The 18,858-nt window shown below is 55.5% G+C and carries 19 protein-coding genes; 17 read left to right on the top strand and 2 right to left on the bottom strand.

The window, feature by feature from the left end; genetic code table 11:
* Window positions 1–12 precede the first annotated feature (12 nt).
* The 3 genes from V4835_RS16460 to V4835_RS16450 all read left to right on the top strand — a co-directional run bounded on the left by V4835_RS16460 (window position 13) and on the right by V4835_RS16450 (window position 2,058).
* Window positions 13–336 (top strand): heavy metal-binding domain-containing protein, encoded by a 324-nt coding sequence (locus V4835_RS16460; RefSeq protein WP_023310944.1) that lies wholly within the window; start codon window positions 13–15, stop codon window positions 334–336.
* Complete coding sequence (locus V4835_RS16455) at window positions 333–1,163, top strand: N-acetylmuramoyl-L-alanine amidase (RefSeq protein ID WP_331412878.1); 831 nt, start codon at window positions 333–335, stop codon at window positions 1,161–1,163. The genes V4835_RS16460 and V4835_RS16455 overlap by 4 nt, the downstream gene beginning before the upstream one ends.
* A 271-nt stretch (window positions 1,164–1,434) precedes the next feature.
* The gene (locus V4835_RS16450; protein WP_063144466.1) at window positions 1,435–2,058 is read left to right on the top strand and encodes a helix-turn-helix domain-containing protein; all 624 of its coding nucleotides are present in this window, start codon (window positions 1,435–1,437) and stop codon (window positions 2,056–2,058) included.
* Here the strand turns inward: V4835_RS16450 and V4835_RS16445 are convergent, their stop codons facing one another.
* Together V4835_RS16445 and V4835_RS16440 are read right to left on the bottom strand one after the other, a co-directional pair.
* Window positions 2,059–2,688 carry a hypothetical protein gene (locus V4835_RS16445; protein ID WP_331412876.1) on the bottom strand — a complete coding sequence of 210 codons (630 nt, stop codon included), beginning with the start codon at window positions 2,686–2,688 and terminating at the stop codon, window positions 2,059–2,061.
* Window positions 2,688–4,253 carry an ExeA family protein gene (locus tag V4835_RS16440; protein ID WP_331412874.1) on the bottom strand — a complete coding sequence of 522 codons (1,566 nt, stop codon included), beginning with the start codon at window positions 4,251–4,253 and terminating at the stop codon, window positions 2,688–2,690. The genes V4835_RS16445 and V4835_RS16440 overlap by 1 nt, the downstream gene beginning before the upstream one ends.
* Before the next feature lie 300 nt (window positions 4,254–4,553).
* On the opposite strand from V4835_RS16440, the gene gspC reads away from it, so the two are divergent.
* The 14 genes from gspC (at window position 4,554) to iagB (ending at window position 18,852) form a co-directional block, all read left to right on the top strand.
* Window positions 4,554–5,285: a type II secretion system protein GspC gene (gspC, locus tag V4835_RS16435; RefSeq protein ID WP_331412873.1), complete on the top strand. Its 732-nt coding sequence runs from the start codon at window positions 4,554–4,556 to the stop codon at window positions 5,283–5,285.
* A 13-nt stretch (window positions 5,286–5,298) separates the two neighbouring features.
* A complete protein-coding gene (gspD, locus tag V4835_RS16430; RefSeq protein ID WP_331412872.1) occupies window positions 5,299–7,224 on the top strand; it encodes a type II secretion system secretin GspD in 1,926 nt (641 codons plus the stop codon).
* A gap of 15 nt (window positions 7,225–7,239) precedes the next feature.
* Window positions 7,240–8,718, top strand: a complete 1,479-nt coding sequence (gene gspE, locus V4835_RS16425) for a type II secretion system ATPase GspE (RefSeq protein WP_063144461.1) — start codon at window positions 7,240–7,242, stop codon at window positions 8,716–8,718.
* Window positions 8,718–9,926 (top strand): type II secretion system inner membrane protein GspF, encoded by a 1,209-nt coding sequence (gene gspF, locus V4835_RS16420; RefSeq protein ID WP_331412870.1) that lies wholly within the window; start codon window positions 8,718–8,720, stop codon window positions 9,924–9,926. Before gspE ends, gspF begins: the two co-directional genes overlap by 1 nt.
* Before the next feature lie 3 nt (window positions 9,927–9,929).
* On the top strand, window positions 9,930–10,379 hold the full coding sequence (gene gspG, locus V4835_RS16415) for a type II secretion system major pseudopilin GspG (protein WP_331412869.1): 450 nt from the start codon (window positions 9,930–9,932) through the stop codon (window positions 10,377–10,379).
* Window positions 10,379–10,864, top strand: a complete 486-nt coding sequence (gene gspH / locus V4835_RS16410) for a type II secretion system minor pseudopilin GspH (RefSeq protein WP_331412868.1) — start codon at window positions 10,379–10,381, stop codon at window positions 10,862–10,864. Before gspG ends, gspH begins: the two co-directional genes overlap by 1 nt.
* Window positions 10,857–11,237 (top strand): type II secretion system minor pseudopilin GspI, encoded by a 381-nt coding sequence (gene gspI / locus V4835_RS16405; RefSeq protein ID WP_331412867.1) that lies wholly within the window; start codon window positions 10,857–10,859, stop codon window positions 11,235–11,237. The genes gspH and gspI overlap by 8 nt, the downstream gene beginning before the upstream one ends.
* Window positions 11,234–11,851, top strand: coding sequence for a type II secretion system minor pseudopilin GspJ (gspJ, locus tag V4835_RS16400; protein ID WP_331412866.1), 618 nt, complete (start codon window positions 11,234–11,236; stop codon window positions 11,849–11,851). The genes gspI and gspJ overlap by 4 nt, the downstream gene beginning before the upstream one ends.
* The gene (gene gspK, locus V4835_RS16395) at window positions 11,848–12,858 is read left to right on the top strand and encodes a type II secretion system minor pseudopilin GspK (RefSeq protein ID WP_331412865.1); all 1,011 of its coding nucleotides are present in this window, start codon (window positions 11,848–11,850) and stop codon (window positions 12,856–12,858) included. Before gspJ ends, gspK begins: the two co-directional genes overlap by 4 nt.
* A 15-nt stretch (window positions 12,859–12,873) precedes the next feature.
* Window positions 12,874–14,007: a type II secretion system protein GspL gene (gspL, locus tag V4835_RS16390; protein WP_331412864.1), complete on the top strand. Its 1,134-nt coding sequence runs from the start codon at window positions 12,874–12,876 to the stop codon at window positions 14,005–14,007.
* Window positions 14,004–14,489, top strand: coding sequence for a type II secretion system protein M (locus tag V4835_RS16385; RefSeq protein WP_331412863.1), 486 nt, complete (start codon window positions 14,004–14,006; stop codon window positions 14,487–14,489). The genes gspL and V4835_RS16385 overlap by 4 nt, the downstream gene beginning before the upstream one ends.
* On the top strand, window positions 14,486–15,283 hold the full coding sequence (locus tag V4835_RS16380) for a prepilin peptidase (RefSeq protein WP_331412862.1): 798 nt from the start codon (window positions 14,486–14,488) through the stop codon (window positions 15,281–15,283). Before V4835_RS16385 ends, V4835_RS16380 begins: the two co-directional genes overlap by 4 nt.
* Window positions 15,284–15,537: 254 nt before the next feature.
* A complete protein-coding gene (locus V4835_RS16375; RefSeq protein ID WP_331412861.1) occupies window positions 15,538–18,267 on the top strand; it encodes a glycosyl hydrolase family 18 protein in 2,730 nt (909 codons plus the stop codon).
* 138 nt (window positions 18,268–18,405) lie between these two features.
* A complete protein-coding gene (gene iagB / locus V4835_RS16370) occupies window positions 18,406–18,852 on the top strand; it encodes a type III secretion system invasion protein IagB (RefSeq protein ID WP_331412859.1) in 447 nt (148 codons plus the stop codon).
* The last annotated feature ends 6 nt before the right edge of the window (window positions 18,853–18,858 follow it).

The following is an 18,858-nucleotide window of genomic DNA, read 5'->3' as shown; positions in this document are numbered from 1 at the left end:
AGGAGAGAAACCATGCAGTTTTCAACAACGCCAACCCTGGAAGGGCAGACAATAACCGAGTATTGCGGTGTGGTTACCGGCGAAGCGATCCTCGGCGCCAATATCTTCCGTGACTTTTTTGCCGGTATCCGCGATATCGTTGGCGGCCGCTCGGGCGCATACGAAAAAGAGCTGCGTAAAGCGCGCGAAATCGCCTTTAAAGAGCTTGGCGAGCAGGCGGAAGCCCTCGGCGCTGATGCGGTCGTGGGGATTGATATCGACTACGAAACGGTCGGGAAAGATGCCAGCATGCTGATGGTGAGCGTAAGCGGTACGGCGGTGAAAACCCTCCGATGACGCGTTCGTTTGCAACACTCCTGCTGGCGCTGCTGCTGGCAGGATGTGCCACCGAAAAAGGGATCATCGACAAAGGCGCCTACGAGCTGGATACGCGTCATCAGGCGCAGGCGGCTTATCCGCGCATCAAGGTCTTGGTGATCCACTACACCGCAGATGATTTTGACAGCTCGCTGGCCACGCTGACGGATAAGAACGTCAGCTCTCACTATTTGATCCCCGCTAAGCCCCCGGCACCGGACGGTAAGCCGCGCATCTGGCAGCTGGTACCCGAGAGCGAACTGGCCTGGCATGCGGGCATCAGCTTCTGGCGCGGCACCAACCGCATCAACGATACGTCTGTCGGCATTGAGCTGGAGAACCGCGGCTGGCAAAAAGCGTCTGGCGTTAAGCACTTTACCCCGTTTGAGCCTGCGCAAATTGCGGCGCTGGTGCCGCTCGCCAAAGATATTATTACCCGCTACAACATCAGGCCTGAAAACGTGGTGGCCCATTCGGACATCGCTCCGCAGCGCAAAGACGACCCTGGTCCGCTGTTCCCGTGGCGACAGCTTGCTTTGCAGGGCATTGGCGCATGGCCCGACCCGGCGCGCGTCGCGTTCTATATAAACGGGCGTCCGCGCTATCAGCAGGTGGACACCGGGGCATTACTCGATCTCCTCGCGCGGTATGGCTATGAGGTGCCGGTTGACAGCACCCCGGCGGAGCAAAAGCGCATCATCACGGCGTTCCAGATGCATTTCCGGCCTGACCTGTGGAACGGCGTCGCGGACGTCGAAACGATGGCCATTGCCGAAGCCCTTCTGGAGAAGTACGGGCAGGGGTGATCCTTCGGGATACCCCCGAATGGGTAGTTTTTTCTTTGATTCCTTCAGATTAATCTTAAGTACAAACTCAATTCATTTTTAGTTAATTGACTTAAAATTATCCGGATTTAAGATAGACACATAGCTTGCTAAGTAATTCAGCAAAATAAATATATCGTAGTTATTCTTTATTTTTCTCCTTGAGAACTTCACCAGGAAAATATTCGAGGGTAAGGCTTCTTTTGCCTTGCGCCTGCATTTTTAAATTTCACATCTTAAATCGGGTATAACAATGTTAAGCATCTATGCAAAAAAATTACGTCCGCAACATGAAATGGAAACCATTATTTCTGCAACGTCAGGATTTGAAGAGAAAACCTTAAAAAAATGGCAAAAAATATCCACGTCTGATTCACAATATATTCATATTATCGTCAGCGGTGAAGTTGAATTCCGACGCGAATCCGACGAACTGTGTATGTTCACGGTGACGGGCCAGTGCATTTTTGGTCTTTCTGCTATGTACTACAACGCAACCCATATGTACGGCCTCGTTCGCGGCAACACCGTGGTGCGCTCGATCAAGAAAGAGGTCTTCGCGCAGCTGATGACGGACAACAATTTATGGCCTGAACTGACCAAAGTGCTCTCCTGGTACATCTGCATGCTGAGCAAACGTGACGATGTGCTGGTTGCCCGCAGCGCTTACGCCGTTGTGCGTGAATTCTTATACGAGATTAATGAACTGATTGTTCATCATCAGCGTGATATTAATATTTATGATTATATTCAGGAATACACCAACCTGGCGCGTAGTACCATTATTAAAATCCTCTCCGACCTGAAAAAAGGTCAATATATTGTTGTGGAAAAAGGACGACTCCTTAACCTGACAACGTTGCCGGAAAAATATTAATTACTCCAGCCGATCGCCTTTCTGACTCAAAGGCGATCGGTCATCCACCTTATGTGGCACCCTCGACTGTGAATTATCCTGCGTTTCGTCCACCGGCGGCGCGGGAATTTTGCCTTGCGAATAATCTTGCTCCTGTTCTTTTAACGCCTGCTTAAACAACTCGGTTAAAGAGGCATCCTCACTGCCTGCGCTGGCGGGCGCGACTTCATGCGCTTCGGTGCCGGGTAACGTATCCCGCGACGTATCGTGCGGTTCGGCGCCGTCGGGCGCCTGCTGCCAGTCGGCATCGTCGCTGTTAATCGGCAGATCCTGCATGGCGGGAACGTCAGCCTGCACCGGGGCCGGTTTCGGATGAGGATGCGGGAACGGCTTGCTCACATACACATAGTGCATATCGGAAAGCTGCGTTTCGGGTTTCGCGACGCTCGCTTTTTTTACCGGTTCCGGCGCAGGATGACGCAGGCTCCAGTAAGTATGCGCGTACATGCCCGCCATCAGCATGGCGCACAGGCCCAACGTCCATAAAAAGGCGTTGCCGAAGACTTTTCTCAGGCTGGGGAGGCGGTACGAAAACCAGACCGCCTCCCCGGTAGTGTAGCTGCGCTGGGCAGCAAGACAGATGGTAGACATCAGGAATGCTTCTCCTGCTTTTTAGCGTCCGGTGTGGAACGCGAGGCCTGTATTAATACGCTCGGCGTGGAATGGGTTTCACGCATTAACTGCATCAGCGTATCTTCCCCTGGAATGCCATCCACATGCAGATGCATTTGCTGCTGGAACTCACGGGTGCGTTTCATCATCTCCGCCGTCCAGGTCTGGGCATGGGTTTCGGGCTGGTTAAGAGCCACGCTGAGCTGCTGGTCAAGCCAACCCATGTCTTTCGCATCGCTGGCGGCGCTGATGGCGTCTTTGCCTTCCGGCGTCAGGCGGTGCAGTTGCGTATAGTTCCCGGTGGCATGCTGGTTAAACCAGCTGCGGCTTACCTGCCAGGTGCGGTTGTTCATCAGCAGGTCGAGTGAGTTATCCCCGACGCGAGCGACCACGGCATAGTTGAGGTGGTTGCCGGTTTTCAGCTCACTTATCCACGGATAGCCTTCCTGCGCCAGCGCGTCCGGTGAAGCGTTCCCCTGCTTGCACATCAGGTTCACCTTCGCGGCATTTTGACACAGGGCATCGTCCGCCGAGGCGTCATACCCCCACATCAGATAGAGCTGATGCATCGCATCCGGCTGATTCACCACCTCGTTGTCGATAACCGGCACCACCGGCGCCTGAACGTGCGGCGTCTGCTGTTTCCAGCTCACCGGCACCGGGAGCTGAACCGGAAGTTTTGCACCGATCGAAGAGGTGAAATACCAGCCGCAGGCGGCGAACAGCACGGACGCGAATAAACCGACGGTAGCCAGGCGCTTACCGTGTTTTTTCGCGGGCAGCGTCTCGCCCGCCGCCAGCCGTAAATGACGCGGGCTGACCTGGGCTGCACGTTCGGTCCAGGCGGCCAGCATCGACAGGTGCGCCAGTTCATTGAGCTTGCTGATATTCCCTTTGGTTAGCGCATGCATCTTGCGCACGCGCGTCGGGGTGAGCGGCGCATTCTCGCACCCGTGCTCTTCATACTGCGCCTGTACGTAGCTGAGAGACTCCCGACAGGTAAGGGGGCGCAGGGAGTGACGGGTATGAGCATATTCACGCAGCTCAGGTTGCTGCATCAGAACGGCGTCCTGATCCGCAGTACCCATCAGCACGATGGACAGGCGAAACTCCATCTCCTGCGCGCGGGTCAGCAGCATCGCCAGCACCTCCCGACAGGTGTCCTTCATGGCCTCGGTATGGGTAATCACCAGCACTTTCGTCCGGTTTTTCCCCCCTTGCCACTGGTGCAGTACGGCATCCACTGCCTGAAGTCGGTTCTTGCTCTCTTTCGTTCCCGGGTTGAGTTTGTACAGCAGGCTACTGGCACTCAGTTTTGGAAACGCGTTGATGGCAAGCACGCCGGGATTAGCGGATTTCAGGGCATCGCTGAACTGGCCCAGCAGCGGGGCATCGTCAGCAAAGAGCCCAGTAATCCCCGCCTGTTGGGTTTTCTCTTTCAGCAGGTTGAACACGTCCTGATGATAAGGCACCAGAAAATCCCCGGATAACCGGGTTATTTTCCGAAAGGGCGGATTTTTAAAATTAAAGTGGCTCTGATACATAACGACTTACCGTCTCTGATTAGGAATAGCAACAGGACGAGAAACTAAAGCAACGCTATAGAGTGGTCAATTTGCGCACAGGGTAAAAATATCCTGCCGGTGAGGCCTAACATCTGGATTTTATACGGTCAATATTTTTCTGTATGAAAGTTAGCGGCAAAGTCAGTGGTCGTTTTTACAGCGTGAAATTACTCTTTGCTCACATATTGGCGCAGCACGACGCTGCTTATTTTCGCTTTGTTAAAGGCCAGATGAAAAATGAGGTTCTCATTTCTGTCACGGTGGATAACGCCTTGCATTATGTTTGTGCTGCTAATTTTTTGCGGCCAGCAAGGGTATCTGACGTTTAAAGATTATAAAAAAGTTACGAATAAGTTGGCTAATTCTGATGCGCAGCCGCTGAAAAAACGTCATGACGAAAAGACATTCACCCTTTTCACGGCAGCGGTACGTCAGGACAACACGGCAACGGCGGTAAGCGCCCCGCTGGCAGCGGAGATTGAAGGCATTGTTCGCAGCGATGACGCCTGGCTTTCGTTCGCCGTCATCAAAACGCCGGGTGGCCAGAAGAGCTACCGTGAAGGCGAGCCGCTGATCGGTTTTAACGATGCTTTTATTCAGGAAATTAATAAAGACAATGTGGTGGTTAATTACGAAGGTGCTACGCAGGTACTGGCGTTAAATAAACCTGATTATTTTAAGGGCGGCGTTGACAGCGGCCCGGTGACCAAATCGACGAAAGATGCAGGCGCGGAAAGCGTGCATCTGAATGATTATCTGGTGTTAAAGCCGTTAATCGAAAAGGGCCAGCTGGAAGGCTACAACATTAATCCAAGGAATGCCTCTTCCTTCTACAGCCATTCAGGGCTGGAAAAGGGTGACGTGGCCGTAAAAGTGAACGCTGTCGATATGACCGATGAAGCTAAGGCAAAAAGTATTATTGCCAACTGGTCGAAAATGAAAGAAGCGGAGGTCGTCGTCAGGCGTCACGCTCACCTTGAAAATATTCGGGTTAATGTTCTAAACAATTAACAAGTGTACAAACATGAAGAAATTTCCATGGGCGTGCGTGGCGCTGACCGCATTGTCGTTATATTCGAGTTCGCTGCTTGCAGCTAACTTTAGCGCGAGCTTTAAAAATACCGATATCCGCGAGTTTATCGATACGGTAGGCCGCAATCTGAACAAAACCATTCTCGTCGATCCGTCCGTTCAGGGCTCGGTGTCTGTGCGAACCTACAACGTGCTGACGGAAGATGAGTATTACCAGTTCTTCCTGAGCGTGCTGGACCTGTACGGTCTGTCGGTGATCCCGATGGATAACGGCATGGTGAAAGTGGTGCGCTCAAGCGTAGCCCGCACCGCCGGCGTGCCGCTGGCGGACAGCAAAAACCCGGGCAAAGGCGATGAGATTATCACCCGCGTGGTGCGCATGGAAAACGTGCCGGTACGCGAACTTGCTCCGCTGCTCCGCCAGCTCAACGATGCCACCGGCATCGGCAACGTGGTGCACTTCGAGCCGTCCAACGTGCTGCTGTTAACCGGTAAAGCCTCGGTGGTGAACCGCCTGGTGGATCTGGTGCAGCGCGTCGATAAAGACGGTATTCAGCGCCGCGAGATCGTGCCGCTGCGCTTTGCCTCCGCCAAAGAGCTCTCGGATATGTTGAACAACCTCAACAACGAAGAGCAGAAGGGGCAGAACGCGCCGCAGCTGGCGACCAAAGTGGTGGCGGATGACGAAACCAACAGCCTGGTGATCAGCGGCTCGGAAGATGCGCGCATGCGTACCCGCTCCCTGATCCAGCAGCTGGACCGCGAGCAGAACAACGAGGGAAATACCCGCGTCTTCTACCTCAAATATGCCAGCGCCACGAAGGTGGTGCCGGTTCTCACCGGGATTGGCGAACAGCTGAAAGACAAGGCCGGCACGCCGAAGGCGAAAACCGCCACCGCGTCCAGCGATCTGAACATCAGCGCCGACGAGTCAACCAACTCGCTGGTGATCACCGCCCAGCCTAACGTGATGAACTCTCTGGAGAAGGTGATCGACAAGCTCGACATCCGCCGTCCGCAGGTGCTGGTGGAAGCGATCATTGCTGAAGTGCAGGACGGTAACGGCCTGGATCTCGGCGTGCAGTGGACCAGCAAGCACGGCGGCGTGCAGTTCGGCTCCACCGGCCTGCCAATCAGCCAGATCAAGAACGGCACCATGAAGGGGGCGAGCTTCACCGGCCTGGCGACCGGCTTCTTTAACGGTGATTTTGGGGCGCTGATGTCCGCGCTCTCCACCGACGGCAAAAACGACATTCTCTCCACGCCAAGCGTGGTCACGCTGGATAACAAAGAGGCGTCGTTCAACGTCGGTCAGGATGTGCCGGTGCTCTCCGGTTCGCAGACCACCAGCGGCGACAACGTCTTTAACTCCGTTGAGCGTAAGACGGTCGGTACCAAGCTGAAAATTGTGCCGCAAATCAACGACGGCGACATGATCCACCTGAAGATCGAGCAGGAAGTCTCCAGCGTCGACAACAGCGCGACGGAAGACGCCAGCCTCGGCCCAACCTTTAACACCCGCACCATCAACAACGAAGTGATGGTGCACAGCGGGCAGACGGTGGTGCTCGGCGGCCTGATGGAAAACGTTACCAAGCAGTCGGTCTCCAAAGTGCCGCTGCTGGGCGATATCCCGCTGGTCGGCCAGCTGTTCCGCTATACCTCGCAGGATACGTCGAAACGCAACCTGATGGTGTTTATCCATACCACCGTCCTGCGCGACGACGACAACTACAGCGCGGCGTCGAAAGAGAAATATGACCAGATCCGCGCCCGCCAGCAGCAGCGCGTGGAAGAGAAAAAGCTCGGCATTATCGAACCCACGGATAACGCGGTACTGCCTGCGTTTCCCGTTGACGCCAGCGCTGCACCGGTAAAAACCAGCGCCAGCGCGCCGCGCAATCCGTTTAAACACTAAGGCGGAGAGGGCACCGTGGACGAACTGACTAAAACCCTGTGTAGCAGCAGCTACGCAAAAGATAACGGCGTTCTGTTTTACAACAACGACGTCTATATCCGTGAAGACACCCCGGCGTTTGCACTGCTGGAGGTGCGCCGGGTGCTGGGACGCGCGTTCGTCCCGGTGACCCTGACGCCGGAAGCCTTTGACGAACTGCTGGCTAAGATCTGGCAGCAGAGCAGCGGTGTGTCTCAGCAGTTGGTGGACGACATGGACGCGGATATCGATCTGATGGCGTTAACCGAGGAGATCCCGGATAACGAAGATCTGCTCGATAACGACGAAAACTCCCCGGTGATCCGCCTGATCAACGCCATTCTCGGCGAGGCGGTGAAAGACGGCGCGTCGGATATTCATATCGAAACCTTCGAGCGCACGCTGAGCATTCGCTTTCGCGTCGACGGCGTGCTGCGCCCGGTGCTGCAGCCGGCGCGAAAGCTCGCGCCGCTGCTGGTGTCGCGCATCAAGGTCATGTCAAAGCTCGACATCGCCGAGAAGCGCCTGCCGCAGGATGGCCGTATCTCCCTGCGCATTGGCCGCAAGGCCATCGACGTGCGCGTGTCGACCATTCCCTCCCAGTACGGCGAGCGCGTGGTCATGCGCCTGCTCGACAAAAGCAACCTGAAGCCCGACATCAACAAGCTGGGCCTGATTGATGAAGAGCTGGAGAAGTTAAAGGGGCTGATTGACCGCCCGCACGGCATTATCCTGGTCACCGGGCCAACGGGCTCCGGTAAAAGTACCACTCTGTACGCCATTCTCTCGGCGCTGAACGGCCATGAACGCAACATCCTGACCGTTGAAGACCCGATTGAATACGAGCTGGAAGGGGTGGGGCAGACGCAGGTTAACCCGCGCGTGGACATGACCTTTGCCCGCGGGCTGCGCGCCATTCTGCGTCAGGACCCGGACGTGGTGATGATCGGGGAGATTCGCGACGGCGAAACCGCGCAAATTGCGGTGCAGGCGTCGCTCACCGGTCACCTGGTCATGTCTACGCTGCACACCAACAGCGCCGCAGGGGCGATTACCCGCCTGCGCGATATGGGGCTGGAGTCCTTTTTAATTGGTTCATCGTTGCTCGGTGTCATTGCCCAGCGTCTGGTGCGTCGGCTGTGTACCCACTGCCGGACCACCAGTCCGCTGGACGCCAATGAAAAAGCGCTGTTCAGCTTTATGGACGCGCCGCCTAAAAAGATCTATCGCGCGGTGGGGTGCGAGCACTGCCGCCAGAGCGGCTATCAGGGGCGCGCCGGTATTCATGAATTTCTCGTCGTGGACAGCACCATGCGCCGGGCCATTCATGAAGATAAGGACGAGATGTCCATCGAAACGCAGCTCTTTAAGCAGGCCTACAGCCTGCGCGAAAACGGGCTGCTGAAGGTGATCGGCGGCGTAACCTCCCTGGAAGAGGTGATGCGCGTCACCGCCGAGCGCGGGGGGGATGAATAATGGCCTTCTACGCCTGGACGGCGACGGATGCGGCGGGGAAAACCCGGCGCGGCACGCTGCAGGCCGAAGGGCAAAAGCAGGTTCGCCAGATGTTGCGCGAGCAAAAGCTGATGCCTGTCACTATCACCGAAACCCGCGAGGCGGCGGCGTCCGGTAAGGCAAAAACCGGGGCAAAGCTCTCCACGCCGGTGCTGTCGATGTTTACCCGTCAGCTCTCCACGCTGGTCAACGCCGCGCTGCCGCTGGAAAGCGCGCTGAAGGCGATCTCGAAGCAGACGGAAGACAAAAAGCTGGCGGCGATGGTGGTGGAAATTCGTGAAAAGGTGGTGGAAGGGCACACGCTGTTTGACGCCTTCAGCCAGTTTCCGCGCACCTTCGACAAGCTCTACTGCACGCTGGTGATGGCCGGTGAAAAGACCGGCCACCTGGGCGACGTGCTGGAGAAGCTGGCGGAGTACAACGAGCAGCGCCAGAAGATGAAAAGCAAGCTGACGCAGGCGATGGTCTACCCGATCACCCTGACGGTAGTGGCCATCGCTGTCATCAGCATTCTGCTGGTGGCGGTGGTGCCGCAGGTGATCGAACAGTTCACCCACATGAAGCAGCAGCTGCCGATCACCACCCGCACGCTGATTGCGGTGAGCGATTTCCTGCAGGCCTACGGCATCTATATTGTCGGGATCCTGGGCGGTGGGTTTGTCAGTTTTAAAACCTGGCTCAGGAATGCCAAAAACCGTTTTCGCTGGAACCGCTGGCTGGTGAACGGCTCGCCGATTAAAAAGCTGGTGTGCGCCATCAACAGTGCCCGCTACATCCGCACCCTGAGCATTCTGCAGGCCAGCAGCGTACCGCTGCTGGAGGGGATGTATATCGCGATGGACGGTATCGAAAACCTCTACGCCCGGGAGGTGCTGGAGCAGGCGGCGGATACCGTGCGCCAGGGGGCATCGCTTTACGCGGCGCTGGAACAGGCGAAATTATTCCCGCCAACCATGCTTTACATGATTGCCTCCGGCGAAGAGAGCGGGGAATTAGGCAATTTAATGGACCGCGCGGCGGAAAACCAGGAATCGGCATTACAGCATCGCATTACGTTAACGCTGTCGGTATTTGAACCGGCGCTGGTGGTATCTATGGCGACGATTGTTTTATTCATCGTGCTGTCAATATTACAACCGCTTCTGCAACTTAATAATATGGTAGGTTAAATCATGGCTATAAAAAGAAAACGCCTGGCTCGCCAGGCGGGCTTTACGTTGCTCGAATTAATGGTGGTGATCGTTATTCTCGGCGTTTTAGCGAGTATGGTGGTGCCAAACTTAATGGGCAATAAAGAAAAAGCGGATACGCAAAAAGCAACCAGCGATATTGTCGCGCTGGAAGGTTCGCTGGATATGTACAAGCTGGATAACCACCGTTATCCGACAACCGAGCAGGGTTTACAGGCGCTGGTGACCAAACCTGAAATCGCGCCTATTCCTAACGGCTACCGCACCGACGGCTATATTCGCCGCCTGCCGCAGGATCCGTGGGGCGGAGATTATATCCTGGTGAGCCCGGGCGAACACGGTGCGGTTGACGTCTTCTCAGCCGGTCCGGACGGTGAGGCCAATACCGCCGATGATATTACGAACTGGTCTCTGGATAAGAAAGAGAAATAATGAAACATCAACGCGGCTTTACGTTGCTGGAAATTATTCTGGCGCTGGTGATATTTGCCGGCTGCGCCATGATGGTTGTGTCAACAATACCCTCGCGCAGCGGTGCGGATATATTTGGCCAGCAATTAAAAGCCCTCGTTGATTATGGTTCAGACCGTGCGGTGATGGACGGAAATATCGTCGGGTTGGTGATAACCCCGGATAACTATCAGCTGGTGACGCTCGAGGATAAAAACGGCGAGCGCCGCTGGGTGCCGTTATCCGCGGGCCGTATTACCACCAAAGGCGATTTCCCTGAGGAGATGCACGTTTCGCTCTCGCCGCAGCGTCTGGCTGCGACGGTCGCCTCCGAGCCGCAGGTACTCTTTTTGCCGGATGGCGAAATCAGCCGCTTCACGCTGACGCTGCAAAGCTATGACAAACAGCACCATTTCCGCGTGGTGTCGCAAGGCGCGGCCCCGGTATCGGTAGAAAACGATGGCTAACGGAAAGAAAAGGCAAACGGGAATGACGCTGCTGGAGGTGATGGTCGCGCTGGTGATCTTCTCCACCGCCGCGCTGGCGCTGATGAACTCGGTCTCCCTGAACGTGCGTTTTACCCACGGGCTGGCCGACACGCTGCAGGCGAGCTGGGTAGCTGAGAATCAGCTGGCAGAAGCGCAGCTCGCGAAAACCGATTTCCCGGATGCTGAGCAGCAGGGAACGGAAATCATGGGCGGACGCAGCTGGAACTGGCGCAAGCAGCGGGTCAAAACCGCCGACAGCGGCTGGGCTAACGCCATCCGCGTGTATGCGGAAGGCGACGACAGCCAGCCGGTTATCGCGCTGCAGATCGTTGGGCCGGGAGAGAGCAAGTGAAGAGAACCCGACGCCAGCGCGGTTTTACCCTGCTGGAGATCATGATTGCGCTGACCATCTTTGCGGTGATCAGCACCCTGGCCTGGCAAATTCTGGACGGGGCGATGCGCACCAGTTCGGCCACCGATGCCAGCGCGGCGAAGCTCAATCAGCTCCAGCGGGCCTGGAACCTGATGGAGCGCGATTTCTACCAGCTGCAGGCGCGCGCGCCGCGCAACGAGCCGGATCGGTTCCGTCAGGTGGACGATGCAATTGAGCTGACCACGCTGAACGGCGTAAGCGGAACGGTCCAGCTGGAGCGCGTGCGCTGGCGGCTGGAAGCGGGGCGTTTGTACCGCGACGTCTGGCCGGTGATTGACGGCCCGGTGGACGCCAAACCCGACGAGGTGCCGATTGTCAGCGAGGTGAAATCACTCCAGTGGCGTTTTTACCGTCAGGGCTGGCAGAAAAGCTGGAGCGACCCGGCGCACCTGCCGGACGGCGTGGAGCTGACGCTGACCATGGAAAACGGCGATACCTGGCGCTGGGTGTTTACGACCCCGGGCGATCTGCCTGAAGCGGCCGCGGCAGCCCCAGAAAACGCACCGCCACCGGCACCGGAAGCAAAATCATGAGTGCATTACGCAAACAGAAAGGCGTGGCGCTGCTGGTGGTGCTGATCCTGCTGGTGATGATGTCGGCGCTGGCCGCCAAAATCAGCCAGCAGTTCTGCCGCAACCTGCAAAAAACGCATTACCAGGTAAGCCAGCAGCAGCTGCGCTGGGCGATGCAGGCGCAGGAAAAGGTGGTGAAAGACAGGCTGCAGACCGACGCCAGCGGGGAAAGCAAACCGCTCTCCCTCGACGGCGACTGGCATCAGCCGCTGGAAACCCGGGGCGAAGACTATACGGTGGTCAGCCAGGTGGAAGACGCGCAGGACTGCTTTAACGTCAACAACCTGCTGGCGGTCGAAAAAATGGCGCAGGGGCAAAATGCCCCAACGGTGCCGGAAAAGCCCCGCAGAGAGCAGATTGTTGAACAGCTTCTGACGGAGAGCGGCCTGAGCCAGACCAACGCGGAAGAGGTGTATCTGCAACTGGTGGACTATCTCGATGGCGACACGACGACGGTCAAAGAGGGCGCCGAGACCGATGCCTGGGCTGGCGTGGTGCCCGCGCGTCAACCGGCGAACCAGATGATGCGCACGGTTGCCGAGATCAAGCTGCTGCCTGCGTTCCCGGCTGCCGCTTACCCGAAGGTGAGCAAGCTCTTGTGCGCGCTGCCGGACTCCGCCAGCAAGGTGGATGTGAACACCCTGAAACCGGAGCAGGCCGCCCTACTGGCCGCCCTGTTCCCGGGAAAACTCAATGAAGATGATGCCGTTCGCCTGATTGAATCGCGTCCTGAAACCGGCTGGGAAAATATGGAAACCTTCAGCAAAGCGCTGGAGCAGACCTTCCCGCAGTTAAAAGACGACCTCCCGCAGGTGGCCGACTTTCTCTCCATTAATAGCCGGTATTTCCGCGTCAATTATACCGGCAATACCGATGAATTAACGCTTCGCGTGGTGAGCCAGCTTCAGGTGAATAACGAAGCCGGTGAGATCGTGACGTGGCAACGTCGTTACCGAATGATTGAATAAGAAAAGTAGAACGCTATGAAACAGGTCCTTTTTGTTCGTCCCGACAGCCGCGAGGGCGGGAAAATAATGTGGTGTGTCTCCGGCAGCCAGCAGGTTGAGGTGCTGGAGAGCCTGGACGCGCTGGCGGACCATCCTCTGGCCGCCCGCGTTTGCCTGCTGCTGCCCGCAAGCAGCATGATCTTCCGCCACTTTACGCTGCCGAAGAAAGTCGCCTCGCAGGCGACGGCGTTCTCGTGGATGGCGGAAGAGACGCTGATTGGTGACGTAGATAACCTTCACTGGACGGTGCTAAACAAAAAGGGTGCCGAGGTTGACGCAGTGGCCATCGACGCCGATTGTCTGCGCGGCTGGTTAACCCGCTGTCAGCATGCCGGATTAAAGGTCATTCAGGCGCTGCCGGATGCCTGGCTGCTGCCGTTGACGGCGGGCGGAAGCACGCTTGTCTCCCTGGACGACGGCTACTGGCTGCGTTTATCGCCGCATGTCGCCAGCGAAATGGAGGCCAGCCTGCTGCCCCTTCTGATGCAGAAAGCCGGCGAGGGCAACGTGTGCTGCTACGGTGACGCGCCTGCTGGCGTCGACGTTGACGTCGAGCACCCCTGGCAGCATCCGCTGGTCTTGATCCAGCCGCAGTGGCACGCCTGCCGCGTTACGCTCCTGCACGGTGAATTCAGCGCGAAAGCGGGCTCGGATAAAGCCTCGAAGGGCATCAAAGCGGCGATGGCCGCAGCGGGCCTGATCTCTCTCGGCCTGTTGCTGGGCCCGCGCGTCGCCATGGCCTGGATGCTGGTGCAGCAGGAGAATGCCATTCAGCAGGAAATTGTTCAGGTTTACCAGCACCATTTTCCCAGCATGCACCAGCAGACCAACATCAAATATCACTTTGGCCAAAACATGAAGAAGCAGACCAAAGGGGTATTTTTGCAGCTTGAAAAACTGGAAAAAGCCAGGCAGAACGTGCCGGAAATGGAAATCGATCTGCTGGAATATGATGCCGGGCAAAACACGCTGACGCTGAGCGTCACTGCGCAAACTCAAACCGCGTTGCAGACGTTTGTGAATCAGGCCGGTGAGAATTTTGATTTCACCTTACAGCCTGTTTCCACCACTGCGCCTTATACCGCCATGATCGCAGGGAAATATAAATGAAAGAGCGAATCACGCAGCTTAAGTCTCGTTACCAGAATTACAGTGCCAGAGAAAAAGTTATCATAAAAATATGTGCCATAGCCCTGTTGGGCTCTGTCGTTTATTACGCAGGCATAATCCCGCTGGATAATATGATTCAAAATAGTAAAGCCACACTGACCAGACAAAAAGAGACGCTGAACTGGATGCGCAGTGAAATAGATAAAAATCATCTCCAGGTTCAGATCGTCAAAACGGATAATCCGCGTACGGTGGTGGAGCGCAGCGCGCAGGAAATTAATCTTCCTCTGTCGGATGTGCGTCAGGATGGACAAACCTTATCGTTCGTCGTTAATCGCGTAAATGTGTATGAATTAAAAAGCTGGCTTCGGGAAATTAACCAGACCTCCGGCGTCAGGTTGCAAAAAATGAACCTTACGCCGGTCGATCATCTTAGCGACGTAAAAGCCGAGGTGCAGCTCACCTGGAGCAAAACCGCATGAATACCTTCGCGCTGATGCGGGACGTTTACCCGGTGGGGTTCCCGGTGATGAGCGCGATCCTGGGCGGTATTGTGGGGAGCTTTCTGGGCGTCGTCGCCGAGCGCGTACCGGGCATGGTGATGGACGAAGAGGGCGGCGGCAATTTGCTGTACCCGGCCTCGCACTGCCCGGCGTGTCGGCACGCGCTGGCCGCCTGGGAGAATATCCCACTGGTCAGCTGGCTTGTTTTACGCGGACGCTGTAGCCGCTGCGGCACCGCTATTCCGCTGCGGATATTTTTAATCGAACTTTTCTCCGCGCTGTTTTTTGGCATTACCGCCTGGAGTATGCCGAACGTCCAGTCATTGTTCTCCCTGTGGCTGCTGGCGGCGTTTTTATTGCCCCTTGCCATGATCGACTGGCGGCACCAGCTGCTGCCGGACTGCCTGACCCAACCACTGTTGTGGGCGGGATTATTACTCCATGCGTTTGACCATACGCTGCCGCTGTGCGATGCGCTGTTCGGCGCCGTGGCGGGCTATCTGTCTCTCTGGCTGCTGTACTGGGCGTTTCGCCTGACCACCGGACGGGAAGGGCTGGGATATGGTGATTTTAAGCTGCTGGCGGCCCTGGGCGCCTGGTGTGGTTGGCAGGCATTGCCCTCGCTGGAATTAATCGCCGCGTTGAGCGGTATTGTCGGTTATTTCGCTTTAACTTATTTAAATAAAAATAACCTCACTATTTCTTTCGGACCGTATCTCTCATTTGCTGGAATAGTGGTGTTTATTGCGCAGCAGTTTGCTTTCATATTTTAAATATTCAGGTCAAGTTTTTTTATAAATTTTTTCGATGGTGGAAGAGAAGGACGTCTCTTTGCGCTCAGTGTATCGTAAGGGATATAAGCTACACGGAATTTGGGCTTGTATATTTTTATGGAGGAATACAACGCAGCAACACTTTTTTGTCATGGTTTTCAGGTTGGTTAAATACGCATTACGCGAAAACACGCCATGTTCTCATGGAAGACATGGGTTATTAACGTTACGAATAAATTTATCAGGAAATATAAATGAAATTTATGAAGCCTAAATATCTGGCGCTTTTTGTTGCAGCCGCAACAAGCTCTGTATTTGCAGCGGCACCAGGTACGCCGACTATCGGCTATGGCAATGACAAGTTTGCGCTTGTTGAAGTCGACCAGGCGGCACAGGACTACAACAACCTCGTTAAAGTGCACAACGATGGTGTGGATGTAAAAGTCGAGTGGAACGTCTGGAGCGGTGATGCACCAACCTCGGCAAAAGTGCTGCTGGATGGTAATACCGTCTGGACAGGGGCGGGCAGCGCGAACGGCTCTGCGACCTTCAAGGTGAAAAAGGGCGGACGTTATCAGGAGCAGGTTGAACTTTGTAATACCAGCGGCTGCACGAAGAGCGCCAGCAAGCTGATCATCGTTGCAGATACCGACGGTAGCCACCTGCTGCCGCTAAATGCGCCGATGCAGGAGAACAACAAAACCTTCGCTAAGCATACCGATAAAGTGGTTGCGGCCTATTTCCCTGAATGGGGCGTGTACGGTCGTAACTTCCCGGTTGATAAAATTCCGGCAGCTAACCTGAACCACATCCTGTACGGCTTCATTCCAATCTGTGGCGGTGACGGCATCAACGACGGTCTGAAAACCGTTGAAGGCGGTAACAGCTTCGAAGTGCTTCAGCGTGACTGCCAGGGCCGCCCGGACTTTACCGTGGCGATCCACGATCCATGGGCTGCACTGCAAAAACCGCAGTCTGGCGTTTCTAACTGGGACGACCCGTACAAAGGTAACTTTGGCCAGCTGATGGCGCTGAAAAAAGCGCATCCAGACCTGAAAGTGCTGCCTTCCATCGGTGGCTGGACCCTGTCCGATCCGTTCTACCACATGGGCGACCCTGCTATTCGCGCGCGCTTCGTCTCTTCTGTTAAAGATTTCCTGCAAACCTGGAAATTCTTCGACGGCGTAGATATCGACTGGGAATTCCCGGGCGGCGGCGGCGTGACTGAAACCAAAGGCAACCCGCAGCAGGATAAAGCCACCTATACCGCGCTGATTCACGATCTTCGTACCATGCTGAACGAACTGTCTGCGCAGACTGGCCGTACTTATGAACTGACCAGCGCCATCGGGGCCGGTAAAGATAAGATTGAAGACGTGGATTACACCACGGCGCAGAAAGATCTCGACCACATCTTCCTGATGAGCTACGACTTCTTCGGCGGCTGGAGCAACACCGAGCTGGGCCATCAGGCTGCGCTGCGTGCGCCGTCCTGGAGACCAGACACCAGCTACACCACTGAAAACGGCGTTAACGCGCTGCTGCAGCAGGGCGTACAGCCAGGCAAGATCGTGGTGGGTGCGGGCATGTATGGCCGCGGCTGGACGGGTGTGCATGGCTACACAGGCGATAATCCATTCACCGGTACCGCAACCGGCATGGTGAAAGGCACCTGGGAACCGGGCGTGGTTGACTATCGTCAGATTGTTAACGAATACAAAGGTCAGCCAGGCTGGGAATCCGGTTACGACGCAACGGCTGAAGCGCCTTATGTGTTCAACAAATCCACCGGTGACCTGATCTCTTATGAAGATGCGCGTTCTACTACCGCAAAAGGTAAGTACGTGCTGGCGAATAACCTGGGCGGTCTCTTCGCATGGTCTATCGATTCTGATACCGGCGATATCCTGAACGCGATGAACGAGAGCCTGATGGGCGGTTCTACTCCGGTCGACCCGGTTGTAACCAACCACGCGCCAATCGCGTCATCTGCTGACCAGAACATCTCTGGCCCGGCAACCGTTACGCTCGATGGTTCTGCTTCCAGCGATCCAGATGGTGATGCAATTACCTATAAATGGACTCAGGTTTCTGGCCCATCGGTCACTATTGCCAATAGCACCAAAGCGAAAGCGACCTTTAACATTGCAGCTGCGACTTCCGACCAGACTCTGGTGTTCCGCCTGACGGTGACTGACGCTAAAGGCCTGAGCAACGCAATTGATGTGCAGGTAGTGAACAAAGCACCGAAAGCCAACCAGGCGCCGGTTGTGAACCAGATGGAAGCGGTAACGCTGCAGGCGGGTGATACTTACGCCCTGCATGCTCAGGCTGCGGATCCAGACGGCGATGCGCTGACCTATGCCTGGAGCGTTCCAGCGGATATGCACGCTACCGGTACTGATACGGCGAACGTGAACATCACCGCGCCAGAGGTGAGCAATGAGACCTCCTACACGCTGAGCGTTGTGGTCAGCGATGGTAAAACCAGCGTTCAGTCCAACGTCCAGGTCGTGGTAACACCAAAACCAGCAGATGTGACGCCTCCGGCTGAAGACGTTACACCACCTGCTGACGAGGTAACGCCGCCTGCTGACGAGGTAACACCGCCTGCTGATGAAGTGACCCCGCCGTCTGGTGATGCGACGACCGGCAGCTGTGACGCCCCTGTTGATGCGAATGCCAGCAAATATGCGGCATGGTCTTCCAGCAAGGTTTACAACACTGGCGATACCGTCAGCAGCGGAAACCTGGTATGGAAAGCGAAGTACTGGACTCAGGGCAACAAGCCAGGCTTCGATGTCGACGCATGGGAACTGGTAAGCCAGGTGAAAATGAACTGGCGTTCAGATGTGGTTTATAACGGCGGTGAAACCACCACGTATAACGGTTCTGTATACCGTGCGAAGTGGTGGACCCGTGGTGATAACCCGGCAAAAAGCGATGTATGGGTGAAAGAAGGCGCGTCAACTGACTGCAAATAATCTTCGTAGCCTGAAATTGCGGGATTGATATCATCCCGCAATACGTTGGCCACACCCCACTTCGGGTGTGGCCAATATCATAAACAATAATAATTCGTGCGCAAAGAGAGGGATGTAATTCAATAAGCAGGTAAAGAAATGAAACGTTTCATACTTTTATTACTCATCGTTAGTCAAAGTGTTTTTGCAAATTGCTGGGATCACGTGGCGCATTATTATCACGTCGATCCGTATTTATTATACGCAATTGCGAAAGTGGAATCAGGCATGAATCCGTATGCCGTGGGTTGGAATCGCGATGGTTCAAGAGATGTGGGGTTAATGCAAATTAATAGTACGCACTTTAGCGAGTTACAGCGTCAGGGGATTGATGAGTCTCGACTTATTTCCGAACCGTGCACGTCGATTATGGTGGGGGCATCCATCTTATCCAGCATGATAAAAGTATATGGTTATAACTGGGAAGCAGTCGGTGCATATAACGCAGGGTTGAAAAAAGAGAATTATCCGCAGCGAATGATATATGCCCGAAAAGTCTGGAATAAATATCAACAAATCAAAACGGAAAAAGCGAACGTGTATTGAGCTTTT

Origin of the sequence: Enterobacter cloacae complex sp. CARB60, from assembly GCF_036487345.1 — a bacterium.
In the GTDB taxonomy this organism is placed as follows: domain Bacteria; phylum Pseudomonadota; class Gammaproteobacteria; order Enterobacterales; family Enterobacteriaceae; genus Enterobacter; species Enterobacter asburiae_D.
The sequence above is the reverse complement of the archived record's forward strand: the minus strand, read 5'-3'. Positions and strand labels throughout refer to the sequence as shown.

Coding starts and splice junctions, on each gene's coding strand:
- V4835_RS16460 (WP_023310944.1), top strand. CDS start 13: ATGCAGTTTTCAACAACGCCAACCCTGGAAGGGCAGACAATAACCGAG.
- V4835_RS16455 (WP_331412878.1), top strand. CDS start 333: ATGACGCGTTCGTTTGCAACACTCCTGCTGGCGCTGCTGCTGGCAGGA.
- V4835_RS16450 (WP_063144466.1), top strand. CDS start 1,435: ATGTTAAGCATCTATGCAAAAAAATTACGTCCGCAACATGAAATGGAA.
- V4835_RS16445 (WP_331412876.1), bottom strand. CDS start 2,688: ATGTCTACCATCTGTCTTGCTGCCCAGCGCAGCTACACTACCGGGGAG.
- V4835_RS16440 (WP_331412874.1), bottom strand. CDS start 4,253: ATGTATCAGAGCCACTTTAATTTTAAAAATCCGCCCTTTCGGAAAATA.
- gspC (WP_331412873.1), top strand. CDS start 4,554: ATGTTTGTGCTGCTAATTTTTTGCGGCCAGCAAGGGTATCTGACGTTT.
- gspD (WP_331412872.1), top strand. CDS start 5,299: ATGAAGAAATTTCCATGGGCGTGCGTGGCGCTGACCGCATTGTCGTTA.
- gspF (WP_331412870.1), top strand. CDS start 8,718: ATGGCCTTCTACGCCTGGACGGCGACGGATGCGGCGGGGAAAACCCGG.
- gspG (WP_331412869.1), top strand. CDS start 9,930: ATGGCTATAAAAAGAAAACGCCTGGCTCGCCAGGCGGGCTTTACGTTG.
- gspH (WP_331412868.1), top strand. CDS start 10,379: ATGAAACATCAACGCGGCTTTACGTTGCTGGAAATTATTCTGGCGCTG.
- gspI (WP_331412867.1), top strand. CDS start 10,857: ATGGCTAACGGAAAGAAAAGGCAAACGGGAATGACGCTGCTGGAGGTG.
- gspK (WP_331412865.1), top strand. CDS start 11,848: ATGAGTGCATTACGCAAACAGAAAGGCGTGGCGCTGCTGGTGGTGCTG.
- gspL (WP_331412864.1), top strand. CDS start 12,874: ATGAAACAGGTCCTTTTTGTTCGTCCCGACAGCCGCGAGGGCGGGAAA.
- V4835_RS16385 (WP_331412863.1), top strand. CDS start 14,004: ATGAAAGAGCGAATCACGCAGCTTAAGTCTCGTTACCAGAATTACAGT.
- V4835_RS16380 (WP_331412862.1), top strand. CDS start 14,486: ATGAATACCTTCGCGCTGATGCGGGACGTTTACCCGGTGGGGTTCCCG.
- V4835_RS16375 (WP_331412861.1), top strand. CDS start 15,538: ATGAAATTTATGAAGCCTAAATATCTGGCGCTTTTTGTTGCAGCCGCA.
- iagB (WP_331412859.1), top strand. CDS start 18,406: ATGAAACGTTTCATACTTTTATTACTCATCGTTAGTCAAAGTGTTTTT.